The following is a 15,387-nucleotide window of genomic DNA, read 5'->3' as shown; positions in this document are numbered from 1 at the left end:
ATAGAATTAATGTAATTCTTCTTACATTTTTTTTTAATTCAAAACAAGCTATAAGAATTCACTATTCCAGAGCAATCGTATAACTTTTTGGTCTAGTGAATTTCTAAGATTTCTATGAAGTGCTACGTTTACGCACAAAGCCTTCTCCACTCAACAACGCGATCCCTAATGTGACAATTCCAATCCCCAAACTTTGAATCAAGTTTAAAGTTTCGCTAATTGTGACCCATGCGACTAATACTGTTAATGCTGGACTGCTAGCGCCGACGATTGAGGCTTTAGTTGCACCAATCATGCGAATTCCTACATTATTGAAAGTGTGTCCTATGAAACTCACTAAACCAGAAAAAATACTGCCAATCCACAGAGGTGTCCAATCCAGTTGAGTACTGAAAGGTGGACAGAACAGTAAGCTGACACCAGAAAACAGTAGGGTGCAGGTAAAACTAATCCAGGTGAAAGGAACTGGATGGAATTTTTCCAAACATTTTTGGGCCATAACCTTATAAAAGGCGTAAACAACTCCAGATCCAACGCTGGCGAAAATTCCATTGGTAATGATATCACTACTGTAAGCAGCAGAAGATTGAGGAATTGTGAGTACTCCACCCCCCAGAATAATCGCCATCACCAACCAACGGAAGAGTGTTGGACGTTCGCCAAAAAACCTCCAAGCAAGCAGCGCCGTAAACACGGGATAGGTAAAGAATAGAGTCATGGCAATTCCAGTAGGAATTAAGCCAATTGCAATGTAGAGTAACGCAATATACACAAACATCAAGACTCCACAGCCCAATGCTTGAAGCAAAACATCAGTGCGATCGCGCCTGAACAACTCTCGAAATTCTTTCAGAGCAGATGGATATAGCTTAAATGCTAGAGATGCCATAAGTGGAACCACCAGTAGCATTCGCATAAACATCAGCAATAATGAGTTCTGTAAATCCGGTTTAACGTATCCACCGAGTACAAATAAACCCAGTACGAGATGTTCTGAAAACAAAATTCGTACCGTAACGTTGTGAAACGTCAAGATGAAAGCGGATAAAAGAACCGTGAACATAATTGTTAATTCGTAATTATTATCCCAAGAGTAAACAAATCGTAATTGGAATCTTAACTACGAATTACTAATTATCTTTAGGAGTCTGGTTTCGTCGCTTGCAGGGAAGGTTGCCCAGAGAATCATACCATTGTGCAAGTTTGGGGTAACTTAGTCGCCATTGCAGTTCAGGTAGACGGCTCTCCAAGCCAAGTGCAGAGGCAAGGGTGATATGAGCAAGCTTAGGAGTTTAGAAATATCAGCAACTAATTTGATTTTGGGATTGAATTGATTTAATTGAAGAAGAATTCAGAAGTCAGAATTCAGGAGTCAGAATCAAGACGCTCTCTACGAGACGCTAAAAGCGAACGCAGACTCGCTAACGCTTCGCTATCAGTCGGGGATTCAGACCCGCGACTTTCTTGTTGACCACCAAGTTGAAAATTTGGTGGGGGTCTTAAACCCGGTTATTCAGACGCGACGCTCGAATACTCGCTACCGCTGCGCTATCGATGACTCGCTAACGCTGCGCTATCCGCCAGTCATACAGAATTCATTCTGAATTCTGACTCCTGACTCCTGAATTCTGAATTCTGTTCGATAAACGCATATTATGCGTGTTTCACTCAAAATAAATCCGTCATCAGTTGCTATCCGTGCAATGCGTACATACGTAGAGTTAAGTGTATAGAAGAGTTTCACAAAAAAGTGCAATCATTTTTTTGATACTTTCCCCTTCCTAAGTAATTATGTTGCAATGACTTTAATATTTGTAAAATTACGTAGCAGCCCCTACTAATTCAGGATATGCAACTTGAGTAAATTGGTTAACTGGACGGGGTAAAACAAGATTTTCTCGTAGAACCCGTCCTTCATATTTATTCCCAGTCCCTAATCTCTTTTAAACTAAAGCTGCCTCACGTCGGTTATATGCAGAAGAATCTCCCTTAATAGCCTCACTCTGCTTACCATCAATACCAACAGGAATGTCACCCACAAGTGTGACTCGTTGAACGTGGCGAGGTTGATTACCGTAGTCTGCGATCGCATAATGTTGAGTAGCACGATTATCCCAGAACGCCACATCGCCTACTTTCCAACGCCATCGGACTGTGTTTTCAGGACGTGTGATGTAAGCTTGCAACAATTTTACGATTTCATCAGATTCATTCTGTGATAAACCGCGCAGACGACGCACGAACCCACCAATAAATAACCCACGTTCACCGGATTCAGGATGGATGCGGACAACTGGATGCAGGGTTTCGTACACAGTCGAGGTGAAAACAGCCCGATACTCTAAGACTTCTTGTGGTAAGTCAACTGCTGCTGCATAATCGTAGGCGTTGCTGTGTACTGCCCAGAGTTGGCCAGCAAGATTACGTAGGTGAGTTGGTAAATCTTCGTAGGCAGTCACGGAGTTTGCCCAAATGGTGTCACCTCCTGATGGTGGGATGACAAGCGCCCGCAAAATAGAACCAAGGGGGGGACGATCTACAAATGTGACATCGGTGTGCCAGTTATTGGCGCGGCTCACAGTCTTGCCGTAATTCAGGTCAAGAACTGCTGGGTTTTCTGGCAATGAGGGAACAGTGGGATGGGCTGTAGTGACTTCTCCAAAGCGACGGGCGAAGGCTACTTGTCCTTGAGCGTCAAGGTTCTGCTCCCGGAAGAAGATGACTTTGTGTTTAACTAAAGCTTTACGGATATCACTGATGATTTCATTGCTGAGGTTATTGCTCAAGTCAACACCAATGATTTTTGCACCGATACGTCCGGCGATTGGTTTGATGTCAAAGTGTTGGGAAGTCATGATATTTGTGTCTCCAAGGGTTATTTTGTTTTATGCAGAGGTTCAAAGAGTAGGAGTTTGAAAGAAGTTTTTGCGATCTATGCGGGGTAAAAGACAAATGTCCTTAGTTCGATGCTTTCTCGTGGGGGAGCGTTGGCTGGGCTAGTGGGGTCTTCAAAGGCTGTATGGGCTGCAAAACGTGCATGTCCCTCTTCTGCGGAGTCGAAACACTTGATAAATAGTGCTTCGTCTCTGTGCATTTGCGGGAAGTAGAACCATTTATGTTTGGAGTTATACGTGACTCCGTATGTCTCACCGACGCGATCGCGGTACACTAAATCACCAGCTACAAGGTCTGTGGGTGCGATGCTTTGGGCGTCACACAGTGCTAATGATGACTCTTGAATTGGTTGTGCAATCGCTCGCCAAACATTAACGATGGCAAATCGTTGTTTTAGTAACGTATCAATATCATCTATGCCCTGCGCTGCTAGTTCCAAACGGGCGCGAGTATAGCCTGATTTAGCGGTGAAGTCGTTGTGTACACGCTTGGCAGGTTCTTTAATATTATTCTCACCTGGTTTGGAGTTCCCAGCATTACGAAGTGTGTGATCGAATATCACTACTTTCGTTGCACCTGTTACCTCTTTTAACAATTGCTCGGCTTCTGGATAGTAGACTCGGCGTACTTCGTCTTCATCGTAAAAGTTGCGGACATTGGTATTATGTCCAGTCAAGGCGAATCCTTCCCGATCTAATGAGATGTTCTCTGAGATAGAACGAGCATTGTAAATTGGCAGTTTGTGCGTCTGATAAGTTGCATTCGTGCGGGGAATTCCGGCTGGCGGTTCGTAGGTATAGTTGACAGGCTTTTCTGCCGTTGGAATCAGGTAACTGAGGTTAGCCTCTACGTATGGCAGTTCTGCGGAAATTGGTTATTTAAGCTCATAGGTTATCCCATTTTGGATTTTGGTTAATTCTTGGTCATGCGTCCTATTTTTGTGATGCACCAACGGGAAGAGGTTCACCGAGAACTTTGGCGAATCTTTGCAAATAGAAGTCCACAGGATTTGCAACTGCTTGAATTGAGGGGCGATCGCGTACCAGATTCCACCATGTCTGCAAACGAGGTGTTTCTGCTGGTAATGTGAATTTGCGGAAGTGTTCTAAGAGTGGTAAACGCTCAAACCAAGGATAGAAGCTGATATCAACTAGGCTAAACTGATCTCCTAACAAGTAATCACCCTTGCCTAATCCTTCCTTCTCAATATATAGAAGTGCTTCTGTGAAGTCTTTTCGTCCTTCTTCCTGTTCGGTGCTATCTTTACCGCGCAGAAATTTGTTAAAAGCTGGGACAAAGCGAGTATTGGCGTAGTCTATCCAAATCCGAGCGATCGCTTTAGCTGCCGGATCGCGGGGTAACAATGGTGGTTCTGGAAAAACTTCATCTAGATATTCATTGATAATAGCGGACTCGTAAATTTCAATATCCCCATGTTTGATAGCCGGAACTTTACCATAGCGCGAAATTTGCGTGTATCCATCTGGTTTGTTCTGTAAGTCAATTTCTATTGGGGTGAAGTCAATACCTTTTTCCAGTAAGACTACACGAGTCCGTTGAGAGAAGGTAGAGGCTTTGGCGAAGTACAGTTGTATGTTGCTCATGAAATCTTTTCCTTGTAATTATCGTGAATACAGACTGTTTGAGATTGCACAACTCAAACTAAAGCAATAAGACAGAAGTGAGATGTGTTGATTAGTGCAGTTAAATAATTGACTGGTAGGTATCTACATCAGTTAAATGACTATTACAGTTTATCGGTCGGTTTAGCGTAGTTTAAATATTATACAGTTTTTATGAAAATATGCATACCTAATTGTTAGCGTAACTAAATATTGAGGTTTTCATAAATTATAGGACTAGCCCTTTCAAGGTGGCCAACGAAGATACGCTTGAATCCTTCGCTCAGATTTTGGGCTTTTTGAAGGTTGAAATAACCAATTCTCGTTCTAAATCTCACCACCTTGAAAGGGCTGGTAGGTGGGAATAAACCAAACTATGTTAACACGTCTAAAACCCTTACCAATGAAGAATGACAAAGGACAAAGGACAACCCGTATATTTATTTTTTTGCCGCCCAAAATCTTTTTGGGCGGCGAAAACTTAGGGAAAGATAAAATTATTTTGACTACCAAAAAGCTGTGCTAGGCAGCTACAGGAGTAGCAAATCTAGCATATTGCTCTATGTAGAACTCCTTACTATTAGCGATCGCCACTACAGAATCACGTTGTTTTACAGCCTTTTTCCACTGACGTAGACGAGTAAATTCTTCTGGTATCCCAAAGCCTCGATAGTGCTTCAGTGCAGGCCAACGCTCAAACCAGGGGTAAAAGGTGAAATCAACCAGACTGACGGATTCGCCAAACCAGTAAGGGCCGTCTCCTGATAACTTCCCTAAAGCTTCATTCTCGATAAATTCCAGATGTTGGTATAGTTCTTTTTTAGCTGCTTCTTGCTGTTGGATATCGGAACTACGCAAGAGAGTAGAAAAAGCTGGAACAAATCGAGTATTAGCAAAATCAATCCAGATTCGAGCCTGCGCTTTAGCAATGGGACTGCTAGGCAAAAGCGGCGGATTTGGAAATACCTCGTTGAGATATTCGTTAATTACTGCCGATTCCCAAACTCGGTTATTATTATGTGCGATCGCAGGCACTTTTCCATAAGGAGAAATATCTGTAAATCCCTCTGGTTTGTTCTGCAAGTTAATTTCAATCAAGTCAAATTCGACGCCTTTTTCTTGCAATACCAAACGCGAACGGTGAGCATAAGGGCAAACAACCGCACTATATACCTTGATTTCAGCCATGTTGATTATTCCTCTATGAATAGGATTGGTTTATTAGCTTTGGAAATTAATTCAATTCAAAATCTAAAATTGAACTAGAGCCAAGGCACTTCTTCAGGCGCATACCGAAAAGCGCGGAATACTGAATTTTGCTCTCCACTAGCTACTGCTGACTTCTCTCCAAGATTCCGAACAGCAAAGTGAGGATTAACATATTCCCAAACAATCTCTCCTGTAACTGTCACCTCAAATATCCGACCGAAAGCACCTTCTGTAATTAAAGTGTTGCCATTCGCTAGACGCTGTGCGCCTGATATATACGAACTGAAGAAATTTTGAGGTGGGTTGTCAGTGTATTGCCAAACTATTTCTTTCGTTTGACGGTTGACTTCAATCACACGAGAGAAATTCAGCGCAGTGTGACGACGATGTGCGCCATTATCAAAAATTAGGATATTGCCGTTAGCTAATTCGTTAGGAAAGTGTTGCTGTGCTAAAACGTCATCTCCAAGTGTCCAGATAATCTCTCCTGTATTGCGATCGATAATTGCGACGGTAGAGATGTTACGAAAGCTAACGATAATATTGCCGTCAGCGAGTTCGCCTACAGTATTGCCATGAGTCCATTCGTGTCGTTGATCTTGGGGAGTGATAGTAAAAATATCTGGATCTAAGTGTTCGTGGGCGTGCCAAGTCCAAACAATTTCACCCCCAGGAGTAACTTCATAAAGTACATCAGCATAGATATCACCGTCTGCTTCTGTTCCCGCTACACCGCCTTTGATACGAGGAATCAAAGATTGAGGTATCTTTTCAATAGCTAATAAAATCGTGTTACCGTTGCGTAGTCTGCGTCCGTCGTGATGATGATCTGGATGTTTATATTCCCAAATAATATTTCCCTTGGGATCTACTTCTAAGACAACGCCACCTTTAAAGGCAGCCCACAAAGGAAAATGTGGCGGAACATCTAGTGTCTTACCATTATAAAAAAGGTTGCCATTGGGTAAAAGATAAGCATATAAACCCGGTGAATATGGCAGATTCCATTGATGTACTACTTCTCCTTCTAGATTCAGAAGATATACTTCTCCCTTGCTTGTAAGTGGTGTAAAAAGTGTATAACCCTTGAATGCCTTGTCAGGATTATAAGCTCTTAAACCAGTACCACGGCGACGAATAGTATTTTGGTCAACTGATGCTGTTGCGATCGTCATAGTTTTAAGGGGATTATGGATTGGGGACTGGGGACTGGGGAAAATAACTACTCAGCACTCTTATGGTGCTGGATTTGGATATTGAGTATGAACTGCGTCCAATTCTGCCAAGATATCTTTGTCGAGAACTACATTGATACTGTCTATATTTTCCTTAAGTTGTTCGAGTGTAGTAGCACCAATAATCGTACTAGCAACAAACCAACGACTCCTGACAAATGCGATCGCTAATTGTGCAGGACTTATTTGATGGCGTTTGGCAATTTCTACATAAGCTGCTACTGCTTTGCTAACATTTGGTTTTAAATATCGCTGACCAAAGTTTTCAAATAAAGTAACTCTTGCTTTCTCTGGTTTGTCGTTAAGGTATTTACCAGTTAAATAGCCAAATCCCAAAGGGCTGTAAGCTAATAAAGGAACGTTTTCGTAATAAACTGCTTCTGCAAGTGCGCCATCAAAAATTCGATTGATTAAATTGTAGGCATTTTGAATTGAGACGACTTTAGGTAATCCTAATTGTTTAGCTGCGTGACTAAATTGGGCAACGCCCCAAGGGGTTTCATTGCTTAAGCCGATATAGCGAATTTTACCTGCATTGATGACATCAGCAAAAACTTCTAGTTGTTCAGTGATGGAAACTGTTTCTTTTACCTGAGTGGGGTCAAAAACTGTTTGTCCAAAACGAGGTACATAACGATCTGGCCAATGGATTTGATATAAATCAATATAGTCTGTCTGTAACCTTGTAAGACTATCATCTACAGCTTGTTTGATATTATCCCGATCAATTGCTTTTGCTCCACCACGTACCCACTTAAAGCCTCGACCCGGCCCTGCAATTTTAGTAGCAATTATTAGTTGATCTCGCTGTTGATGTTTTAACCATTCTCCAATATAAGTTTCGGTTAAGCCATAAGTTTCACCACTGGTTGGTACTGGATACATCTCAGCCGCATCAATGAAGTTGATTCCTTGGCTAATGGCATAATCTAGCTGCTGGTGGGCTTCTTCTATAGTATTTTGTTGCCCATAAGTCATTGTGCCAAGGCAAATGTCGGAAACTTGGAGGTCACTATTGCCTATTTGGTTATACTGCATATTTTGGGATATGTTCATTATTGAATTGAGAATTTTTATTGCTCAGTTTGCATTGCTTAATAATTACTGCTTCTGCTGTGAAATATTTTCTCTTGAGAACCAATGATAATTATTTAGATAATACTACGGTATGTACATCAGTTTACTTGTGTTTAAAACAAAATTCACAAAATCATTTTAATAAACATCTATTTTGATACTTGACAAATGTCAACAATAGGCTAATTTTTTGTAGGCGTTTGCGATAACCATAATGTTGGTTATCGATATAATTTTCTGTGTAACCTAGTTATTAGGCTACACACGAATAGGAGAACCTGAACATGACAATCTTACAAGTTGTAGACAAAGAGTTTTCAAAAGTTCCCGTCATTGATATTAGTGCGCTGATTTCTCAAACTAACAACTCTTCTTCTGTAGTCGTTGCAGACCAAATCAGACAAGCGTGCCAAGATTACGGTTTCTTCTATATCATCGGACATGGAGTTGATGAACAACTACAAGAGCAATTAGAACATCTAAGTCAACAGTTCTTCGCGCAGGATGTAGAAACTAAACTAAAGATTCGTATGGCTCTTGGTGGTAGAGCATGGCGAGGATATTTCCCCGTGGGTAACGAGTTGACATCAGGTAGACCTGACTTAAAAGAAGGTATTTACTTTGGTGGAGAACTAGCAGAAGACCATCCACTTGTGAAAGTTGGTACACCAATGCACGGCCGCAATCTTTTTCCATCCAACATTCCCCAATTTAGGGAAACAGTACTTGAATACATATACTCAATGACCAAACTGGGACACACGCTAATGGCTGGTATTGCCCTAAGTTTGGGATTAGAAAAGTCCTACTTTGCAGACCGTTATACAAAAGATCCATTGATATTATTTCGGATTTTCAATTACCCTTCTAATTCATCATTACCTAAATCTGAATGGGGCGTTGGCGAACATACAGATTACGGTGTATTAACTATACTTAAACAAGATAATGTCGGTGGATTACAAGTCAAGTCCAAGTCTGGTTGGATAGATGCACCTCCTATTCCTGGTTCATTAGTATGCAACATTGGGGATATGCTCGATCGCATGACACGAGGACTATATCGCTCAACACCCCACCGCGTTCAGAACTTATCAACGAGTAATCGCCTATCATTTCCCTTCTTCTTTGATCCCAACTTTAACGTTGAAGTCAAACCCATTGAACTAAATGATGTAGTCGTTAATGATGATAAAAGCGATCGCTGGGATAAAGCCAGTGTTCACGAATTTCGCGGCACTTATGGCGAATATCTATTGAATAAAGTCTCCAAAGTATTTCCAGAACTACGTCAAAAAGTGCTTGAAAGTGCTGAATAAAAACTCACTCCCCAATCCCCAATCCCCTGCCCAGGCTGCCCATGCAGCGGCAGATCCACCACCAATTACCAGTACATCAGCAGTTAATTCTAGTTCATTTTCACTATTGACTGTTAGCAATTTCCTTTCCTCAATAAAGCTTCTACAGTACGGCAGAATTCAGGAGTCAGAATTCAGAAGCGCTCCAACTTTTCGCTGCGTCTCTGCATGAGTCAACGCCCACAAAATTAATAAACAGAAGTCAATAATTTATCGATCGCAGATCGAAACGCTGTTGCTGCACCAGCACTCATATCACGGGGGGCGCAGATGCGATTTCTCAAATATGCGAAAGTAATAGCACCCACAGCAGCGAAGATAGGATCAATGCTGCTATTTTTACCACCAGTCCTTCCACCCGGTAAAGTTGCACCATTGCCATGAATAAGATAATCAGCCAGTTGTCGCAGGTGAAAATCAACAGCGTCCTTAACTGTGCTAAAGTCACCATCTGCGGCTAAAGCTTGGACTCCAGAATTTTTGATAACATCTGCGATCGCAACTTCCCGATTATCGCTCAATCTCTCAGCGGCTTCGGCGCGATATTGAATTTTCTCACTATCTGCCACATCCAGAGGTAAAGGATTTCCAATCGGTTCAACACCCCATCTGCGACGCAACAGTAAATTATTGGTGATATTATCCGATTTCACCCTGTGATAAGCAGGACGCTGATTAAGTGCATCAAACCAAGCATTAATGCGAGGAAAGCGAGGATTTCCTTTGAGGTGATATCCCCGATATACAGGTAAATTAGCCGCCAATCTATCTAGATGGGGGCTATACAGAATGTCAACTAAGCTAAATGTACTTACAAAGTAAGGGCCGGGATATTTAGCCAAAGCTTGCTCAAGTTCATCTAACTTTGCCTCAAATGCTGCTTGTGAGTTTGCCAACTCATCAGCATCTACAGGTGCTTCTCTCAGAAATTTGTAAGTAATCTCTCTAAAACCATTAGTCTCAGCTTCCTCAACCAACTGCCTAGCAACAGCGTTTTCCTCTGAATTCTCAGGTAATAATGCTGGATGTGGAAACCTTTCTTCTAAAGCCAAGAGAATATCTTTAGATTCATATACTAACTTTCCCTCAATTTTTGCTGCTGGGACAAGGGTTGTAGGAACTAGGTCAGTGTACCATTTAGGTTTATTACTTAAATCAATAAACTCCGTTGCAAAGGGAATTTCCTTTTCTTCTAGAGCAAACCAAACTCGTTCACAGAAAGGACACCAGGAATTAGTATCTCGATAAAGCAAGACTGGCGGTTCTGTATTTGGGGGAAGTTTATGTAAACTGCTGGGTATTGGTGCAGTAGAAGGAGATTGTCCTGTCCTCTTTACCCTACGCGCAGAGGTATTTTTTTGAGCAGTTTCTAAAACTTCTTCCCAAGTTGACACTGTGTTTTGAATAGACATTTTTTACCTCGCTTTACTAGGAATGCCGGAAAACACAAATAACTGTTGTTCTTTGGGTGCAGCCAAGTTTTCACCCCTGTATCGATGAAGACCAACACCCATATCTCCCGTAGCGGTAAGCTTGAAGTTTACTTCTTCAAATCCAGATGCACTTAAAATTTTCCGTACATTGTCAGAGTAGGTAATACCGTTGGAGTGTCCACGAGTCCAAATGACAAAAGCACCTGGTTTACTCAGAAAACTCAGGTTATCTAATAACCGATTGAGTTCAGCTTCCTCAGCTAGATTGCCAAAGACACCACACACAATCACAATATCTGCTGGTACTGCTCCTACATAGTTAGTAGCAAGAGTTGCATCATCATTGATAAACTCAATTTGCTTGGCTAAACCTAAAGACTCTATAGTTGCTCGTCCACGCTCAACTAAATTTGAATTTATTTCAACCAGTCGTGCAGAAACATCTTTCGCACGGGGGTGATTTTTTAAAGTTCCTAGTAAATCTCGTCCATCACCCGCACAAACACTCACTATTCGGATAGCACCAGATGGAGACGCATTTAAGCTATAAGCAATATATTCCTGCACGATTTCTAGACGCTGCCGCAATTTTGGCTCAGTGTTGTAGAGATCGTGCCATTCATACCAATCTTTTGGCATAGGGGGTGATTCCCGTTTGATGCACACTGTATGTTCATAAACTACGGTTATTTTATCAAGTAACTGTAGTTTGTATCTAGAGGCAGAGTATCACAGAAATTTATATAAAATCAAGTCTTATTCCGTATAATCACTTCTAATCGAGTGGTTATACGGGAATTTTCCGTATAATAGATAGCTAGTACCGCAAGGCGGAAGTCAAAAGTCAAAAGTCAAAGGTAAAGGGAAAATTCCATCCCTTTTCCCTTTCCCCCTTCCCCTTTACCCCACTTCTGCAAGAAGTCTCATGAATGCTGATTGCTTAACCATTAAAGAACTCACTGATGCAGTAGGAGGCGGTTTAACTCCGCGGATGGTGCGCCATTACCATCAATTGGGACTGGTACCGCAACCAGTGCGATCGCCTAGCAATTACCGTCTCTATACCAAAAAAGATATTCTCCGGTTGCAACGGATTGTAGCATTGAAGCAGCAAGGGTTTCAGCTAAACCACATCCGCAATATTTTGGAGGTGGAACCAGAGGCGGATACAACTGCTAACCTCATGGGACAACTCCAGCAACAATATCGGGCGGTGATGCAACAAATTTCTCAACTGCGGCAAACTGCATCAGCATTAGAAGGATTATTGGGGCGCGATCGCCATTGTCAAATTATCCAGGCGGAAGTTTTGGCACAACTCAAGTTACTGGATGTCGAAACCCAAGCCGGATTGGGGGGATTGGAAAATCTGTGGAGTGGCTTGGATGCCGAAATTCATACCCATTCAGAAGCTTTTACTGAATCGCTACAACGTTTACTACCTGATTTGTCTCACCGTTCAGAAATTGAACAACACCTAATTTCTCAGTTGGTTTTGGCTTGTGGCGATGTCAGTTTGGTGTCCTTTGTCAAATTGAGTCGAGGTGCGATCGCAGCTAGTCGAGCAGCTCTATCTTCAAGTTGTCAAATTGTTGTCGATACCCAAACGGTTGCTGCTGCTTTAGATCAAACCCGATTAGTTCACTTGGGATGTCGCATTGAAACCTTGATTGATAACCCTCATATTACCACCGCCACAGAAGCAGAACTCGCTTTTTGGCAACATCGACAATGGCGAGAAAAATTGCAGCAAGTAAGTCCGGGTTGTGTGCTGGTAGTCGGTTATGCTCCCTCAGTACTTGTAGAAATTTGTGAAGCAATCGCTAACCAGAAAATTCAGCCTGCACTAGTAATAGGAATGCCCATTGGCTTTAGCCATGCTCCCGCAGCCAAGCGACAACTGATGCAACAAGGGATACCTTATATTACAGTTGAAGGAACTTTGGGAGGTGGCGCTTTAGCTGCAACTACCCTAAATGCTTTGGTGGAATCACTGATTGATAAGCCAGATTGTCATTGTTATCTAAATGAGTGCTGAACAATAGACAAAGATTTCTTGCTCTTTAAGGTAATAACCGTAATAAGTACAGTTGAGATGCGATCGCATTCATAACTTATCGGCATATACTTTAAAGAAATGTCACATTTAATTGCGCTATTGTAAAAGTCAGCTTTACATAAGTTCAGTTATGAGCCAGCCTGAATATACTACAGCCCAAGCAACAGCCCTGACTAACCACGATCGCAAACCTATTCACAGACCTGGCTCTATTCAACCTCATGGAGTTTTACTAGCACTCAGTACTCAGTTAGAGATACTGCAAGTTAGCAACAATACCCAAGCATATTTGGGCAAAGAGCCAGAAGATTTACTTGGTAAACCTTTGAGCGATTTACTTAACTCTTTGCAAGTGGAAACTGTTAAGCAGTGCTTGGTGAAAAAAATTGGCAGTGCTAATGCTTTTAAAGTATTAATAAATACCTTACATGGTGAACGATACTTTGACGCTATTGCTCATCGTACAGAACAGGCTGTGATTTTGGAGCTAGAACCGACTGACTCAAAATCGGAGTTGAGTTTCTTAAGCTTCCATTCTTTGGCGGGTGAAGTGATCGCAAAAATGCAAAGCACATCCAATCTGATAGAATTTTTGCATTTGGTAGCTGAAGAAGTCCAAAAAATAATTGGTTTTGATCGGGTGATGGTCTATCAATTTGACCAGTCAGAAGCGGGTTCTGTTGTTGCAGAAGTCAAACGGGAAGATTTATCACCTTATTTAGGACTCCACTATCCGGCTACAGACATTCCGGCTCAGGCTAGAGAGTTATACACGCGCTGCTTTCTCCGATTTCTCCCCGATTTGACTGTCGAACCTGTCAAACTAGTTCCAACGGAAAACCCGACAACACATCAGCATATTGACTTAAGCTACTGTCTGCTACGGAGTTTTGATTGGTGTTGTGCAGAATATCATCAAAATATGGGAGTGAAGGCTCTTTTGGTGATTTCGATCATTCAAGAGCAGAAGCTTTGGGGATTAATATCCTGTCACCATCAAACACCAAAATATATTTCTTACGAAGTCCGCAAGATGTGCGAATTTTTGGGACAAATCGTCTCTTCAGAATTAGCGCACAAAATTAGTCACTCAGAATGGGATTATAAGGTAAAACTCAAATCGCTACAGTCCGAGTTCCTTGAATCTATTTCCCAAGCAGACAATTTTATCGATGCTCTAATTAAACCTGAAATCCGCTTGCTCGATCTTGTTAGTGCCTCTGGAGCGGCAGTTTGTCTGGATAATGAAATTACCCTTGTGGGAACAACACCAAATATTGATGAAGTTCGAGCGCTCATTGAATGGGCGGATACCCAAGTTAGTGACAACTTGTTTTCCACTGATTCTCTGCCGAAGCTTTACCCAGAGGCGCTGAGATTTAAAGATACTGCTAGTGGTTTACTGCTACTGCGGATTTCTAAAGTTCGCCGCTATTACATCCTTTGGTTTCGTCCTGAAGTTCTCCAAACGGTACATTGGGCTGGAAATCCACAGGAATCCATTCAAACCAAGGCAGATGGTAGCCATACTTTATCTCCACGAAAATCTTTTGAACAATGGCAAGAAACGGTTAGATTAACCTCTCTACCTTGGAAAGCTTGTGAACTTGATAGTGCGATCGCTCTCAATAATGCGATCGTTGGTATTGTACTCTCAAAGGCGGATGAGTTAGCTAAAATCAACCTGGAGTTAGAGCGCAGCAACCAAGAACTAGCGTCCTTTGCCTACGCCGCTTCCCATGACCTCAAGGAACCTTTGCGGGGAATTTATAACTTCTCGACAGTGCTGCTAGAAGACTATGGTCAACTATTAGATGATGAAGGTATTGAGTGCTTGCAAACAGTAGTTTCATTGTCTGTACGCATGGAAACTCTCATTAATGCTTTGCTGCGACTCTCACAGTTAGGACAAGCGCACCTGCGAGAGCAAGCAACTAACCTCAACGAATTACTCACCCAAGTAATTGAAGTCTTTCGTGCTAGTCGCCAAGACTCTGGGCTGATGGATATTCGCATTCCTCGGCCTTTGCCAACAGTTCAGTGTGACCGAGTTCTCGTTAATGAAGTCTTCAGTAATTTGCTTAGTAATGCCTTCAAATACAACGATAAAGCGGATCAATGGGTTGAGATTGGCTACTTAGATGAGGGACTGGCGACTAGGGACTGGCGACTAGGGAAGAGTTTTCTTAACCCAATCCCCAATCCCCAATCCCCAATCCCCAATCCCCAATCCCCAATCTTTTATATCCGCGATAACGGTATTGGAATTCCACAGCATCACCTAGAAACCATTTTTAGATTATTTAAGCGGCTCCATTCCCAGGAAAAATACGGTGGAGGAGCGGGTGCTGGACTAGCTATTGTTAAGAAGATTGTTGAGCTTCACAACGGTAAAATTTGGGTTGAATCTACCCTCGGCGTTGGCTCAATGTTCTATTTTACGCTGGAATAGTTTAAGATAATGGCTAAATATGTATTTTTGTTAAGCTCTTTTAAGAC

Annotated in this window: 13 protein-coding genes; 3 read left to right on the top strand and 10 right to left on the bottom strand. The window is 42.0% G+C overall.

The features are described 5' to 3' along the window. Positions 1–112 precede the first annotated feature (112 nt). The 7 genes from ABF638_RS13095 to ABF638_RS13065 all read right to left on the bottom strand — a co-directional run bounded on the left by ABF638_RS13095 (position 113) and on the right by ABF638_RS13065 (position 7,999). Positions 113–1,063 carry a DMT family transporter gene (locus ABF638_RS13095; RefSeq protein WP_435023120.1) on the bottom strand — a complete coding sequence of 317 codons (951 nt, stop codon included), beginning with the start codon at positions 1,061–1,063 and terminating at the stop codon, positions 113–115. Between the two features lie 880 nt (positions 1,064–1,943). After that, positions 1,944–2,855 (bottom strand): TauD/TfdA dioxygenase family protein, encoded by a 912-nt coding sequence (locus ABF638_RS13090; RefSeq protein WP_435023119.1) that lies wholly within the window; start codon positions 2,853–2,855, stop codon positions 1,944–1,946. 77 nt (positions 2,856–2,932) lie between these two features. After that, a complete protein-coding gene (locus ABF638_RS13085; RefSeq protein ID WP_435023136.1) occupies positions 2,933–3,721 on the bottom strand; it encodes a CmcJ/NvfI family oxidoreductase in 789 nt (262 codons plus the stop codon). Between the two features lie 106 nt (positions 3,722–3,827). Then, entirely contained in the window at positions 3,828–4,499 is a 672-nt protein-coding gene (locus ABF638_RS13080) for a glutathione S-transferase family protein (protein ID WP_435023118.1), read from the bottom strand. A 540-nt stretch (positions 4,500–5,039) separates the two neighbouring features. Then, complete coding sequence (locus tag ABF638_RS13075) at positions 5,040–5,705, bottom strand: glutathione S-transferase family protein (RefSeq protein ID WP_435023117.1); 666 nt, start codon at positions 5,703–5,705, stop codon at positions 5,040–5,042. 74 nt (positions 5,706–5,779) lie between these two features. Continuing rightward, positions 5,780–6,901, bottom strand: a complete 1,122-nt coding sequence (locus ABF638_RS13070) for an aryl-sulfate sulfotransferase (protein ID WP_435023116.1) — start codon at positions 6,899–6,901, stop codon at positions 5,780–5,782. 60 nt (positions 6,902–6,961) lie between these two features. Next, on the bottom strand, positions 6,962–7,999 hold the full coding sequence (locus ABF638_RS13065; protein ID WP_435023135.1) for an NADP(H)-dependent aldo-keto reductase: 1,038 nt from the start codon (positions 7,997–7,999) through the stop codon (positions 6,962–6,964). Between the two features lie 323 nt (positions 8,000–8,322). Between ABF638_RS13065 and ABF638_RS13060 the strand changes: the two genes are divergently transcribed. Continuing rightward, the gene (locus ABF638_RS13060) at positions 8,323–9,357 is read left to right on the top strand and encodes an isopenicillin N synthase family dioxygenase (protein ID WP_435023115.1); all 1,035 of its coding nucleotides are present in this window, start codon (positions 8,323–8,325) and stop codon (positions 9,355–9,357) included. Here ABF638_RS13060 and ABF638_RS13055 read toward each other — a convergent pair. From ABF638_RS13055 to ABF638_RS13045, 3 genes are all read right to left on the bottom strand, one after another. Continuing rightward, a complete protein-coding gene (locus ABF638_RS13055; protein WP_435023114.1) occupies positions 9,325–9,477 on the bottom strand; it encodes a hypothetical protein in 153 nt (50 codons plus the stop codon). The genes ABF638_RS13060 and ABF638_RS13055 overlap by 33 nt on opposite strands. A gap of 107 nt (positions 9,478–9,584) precedes the next feature. After that, on the bottom strand, positions 9,585–10,808 hold the full coding sequence (locus tag ABF638_RS13050) for a glutathione S-transferase family protein (RefSeq protein WP_435023113.1): 1,224 nt from the start codon (positions 10,806–10,808) through the stop codon (positions 9,585–9,587). A 3-nt stretch (positions 10,809–10,811) separates the two neighbouring features. Then, on the bottom strand, positions 10,812–11,468 hold the full coding sequence (locus ABF638_RS13045; protein WP_435023112.1) for a class I SAM-dependent methyltransferase family protein: 657 nt from the start codon (positions 11,466–11,468) through the stop codon (positions 10,812–10,814). A 286-nt stretch (positions 11,469–11,754) separates the two neighbouring features. On the opposite strand from ABF638_RS13045, the gene ABF638_RS13040 reads away from it, so the two are divergent. Together ABF638_RS13040 and ABF638_RS13035 are read left to right on the top strand one after the other, a co-directional pair. Further along, the gene (locus tag ABF638_RS13040) at positions 11,755–12,867 is read left to right on the top strand and encodes a precorrin-8X methylmutase (RefSeq protein WP_435023111.1); all 1,113 of its coding nucleotides are present in this window, start codon (positions 11,755–11,757) and stop codon (positions 12,865–12,867) included. Between the two features lie 151 nt (positions 12,868–13,018). Beyond that, entirely contained in the window at positions 13,019–15,340 is a 2,322-nt protein-coding gene (locus ABF638_RS13035; protein WP_435023110.1) for an ATP-binding protein, read from the top strand. Positions 15,341–15,387: the final 47 nt, after the last annotated feature.

Origin of the sequence: Nostoc sp. CALU 1950 (assembly GCF_051172895.1) — a bacterium.
GTDB lineage: Bacteria > Cyanobacteriota > Cyanobacteriia > Cyanobacteriales > Nostocaceae > Nostoc > Nostoc edaphicum_A.
Note: the sequence above shows the minus strand (reverse complement) of the source record. Positions and strands in the feature narration are given on the sequence as shown.

Coding starts and splice junctions, on each gene's coding strand:
- ABF638_RS13090 (WP_435023119.1), bottom strand. CDS start 2,855: ATGACTTCCCAACACTTTGACATCAAACCAATCGCCGGACGTATCGGT.
- ABF638_RS13075 (WP_435023117.1), bottom strand. CDS start 5,705: ATGGCTGAAATCAAGGTATATAGTGCGGTTGTTTGCCCTTATGCTCAC.
- ABF638_RS13060 (WP_435023115.1), top strand. CDS start 8,323: ATGACAATCTTACAAGTTGTAGACAAAGAGTTTTCAAAAGTTCCCGTC.
- ABF638_RS13045 (WP_435023112.1), bottom strand. CDS start 11,468: ATGCCAAAAGATTGGTATGAATGGCACGATCTCTACAACACTGAGCCA.
- ABF638_RS13065 (WP_435023135.1), bottom strand. CDS start 7,999: ATGCAGTATAACCAAATAGGCAATAGTGACCTCCAAGTTTCCGACATT.
- ABF638_RS13095 (WP_435023120.1), bottom strand. CDS start 1,063: ATGTTCACGGTTCTTTTATCCGCTTTCATCTTGACGTTTCACAACGTT.
- ABF638_RS13070 (WP_435023116.1), bottom strand. CDS start 6,901: ATGACGATCGCAACAGCATCAGTTGACCAAAATACTATTCGTCGCCGT.
- ABF638_RS13080 (WP_435023118.1), bottom strand. CDS start 4,499: ATGAGCAACATACAACTGTACTTCGCCAAAGCCTCTACCTTCTCTCAA.
- ABF638_RS13050 (WP_435023113.1), bottom strand. CDS start 10,808: ATGTCTATTCAAAACACAGTGTCAACTTGGGAAGAAGTTTTAGAAACT.
- ABF638_RS13035 (WP_435023110.1), top strand. CDS start 13,019: ATGAGCCAGCCTGAATATACTACAGCCCAAGCAACAGCCCTGACTAAC.
- ABF638_RS13040 (WP_435023111.1), top strand. CDS start 11,755: ATGAATGCTGATTGCTTAACCATTAAAGAACTCACTGATGCAGTAGGA.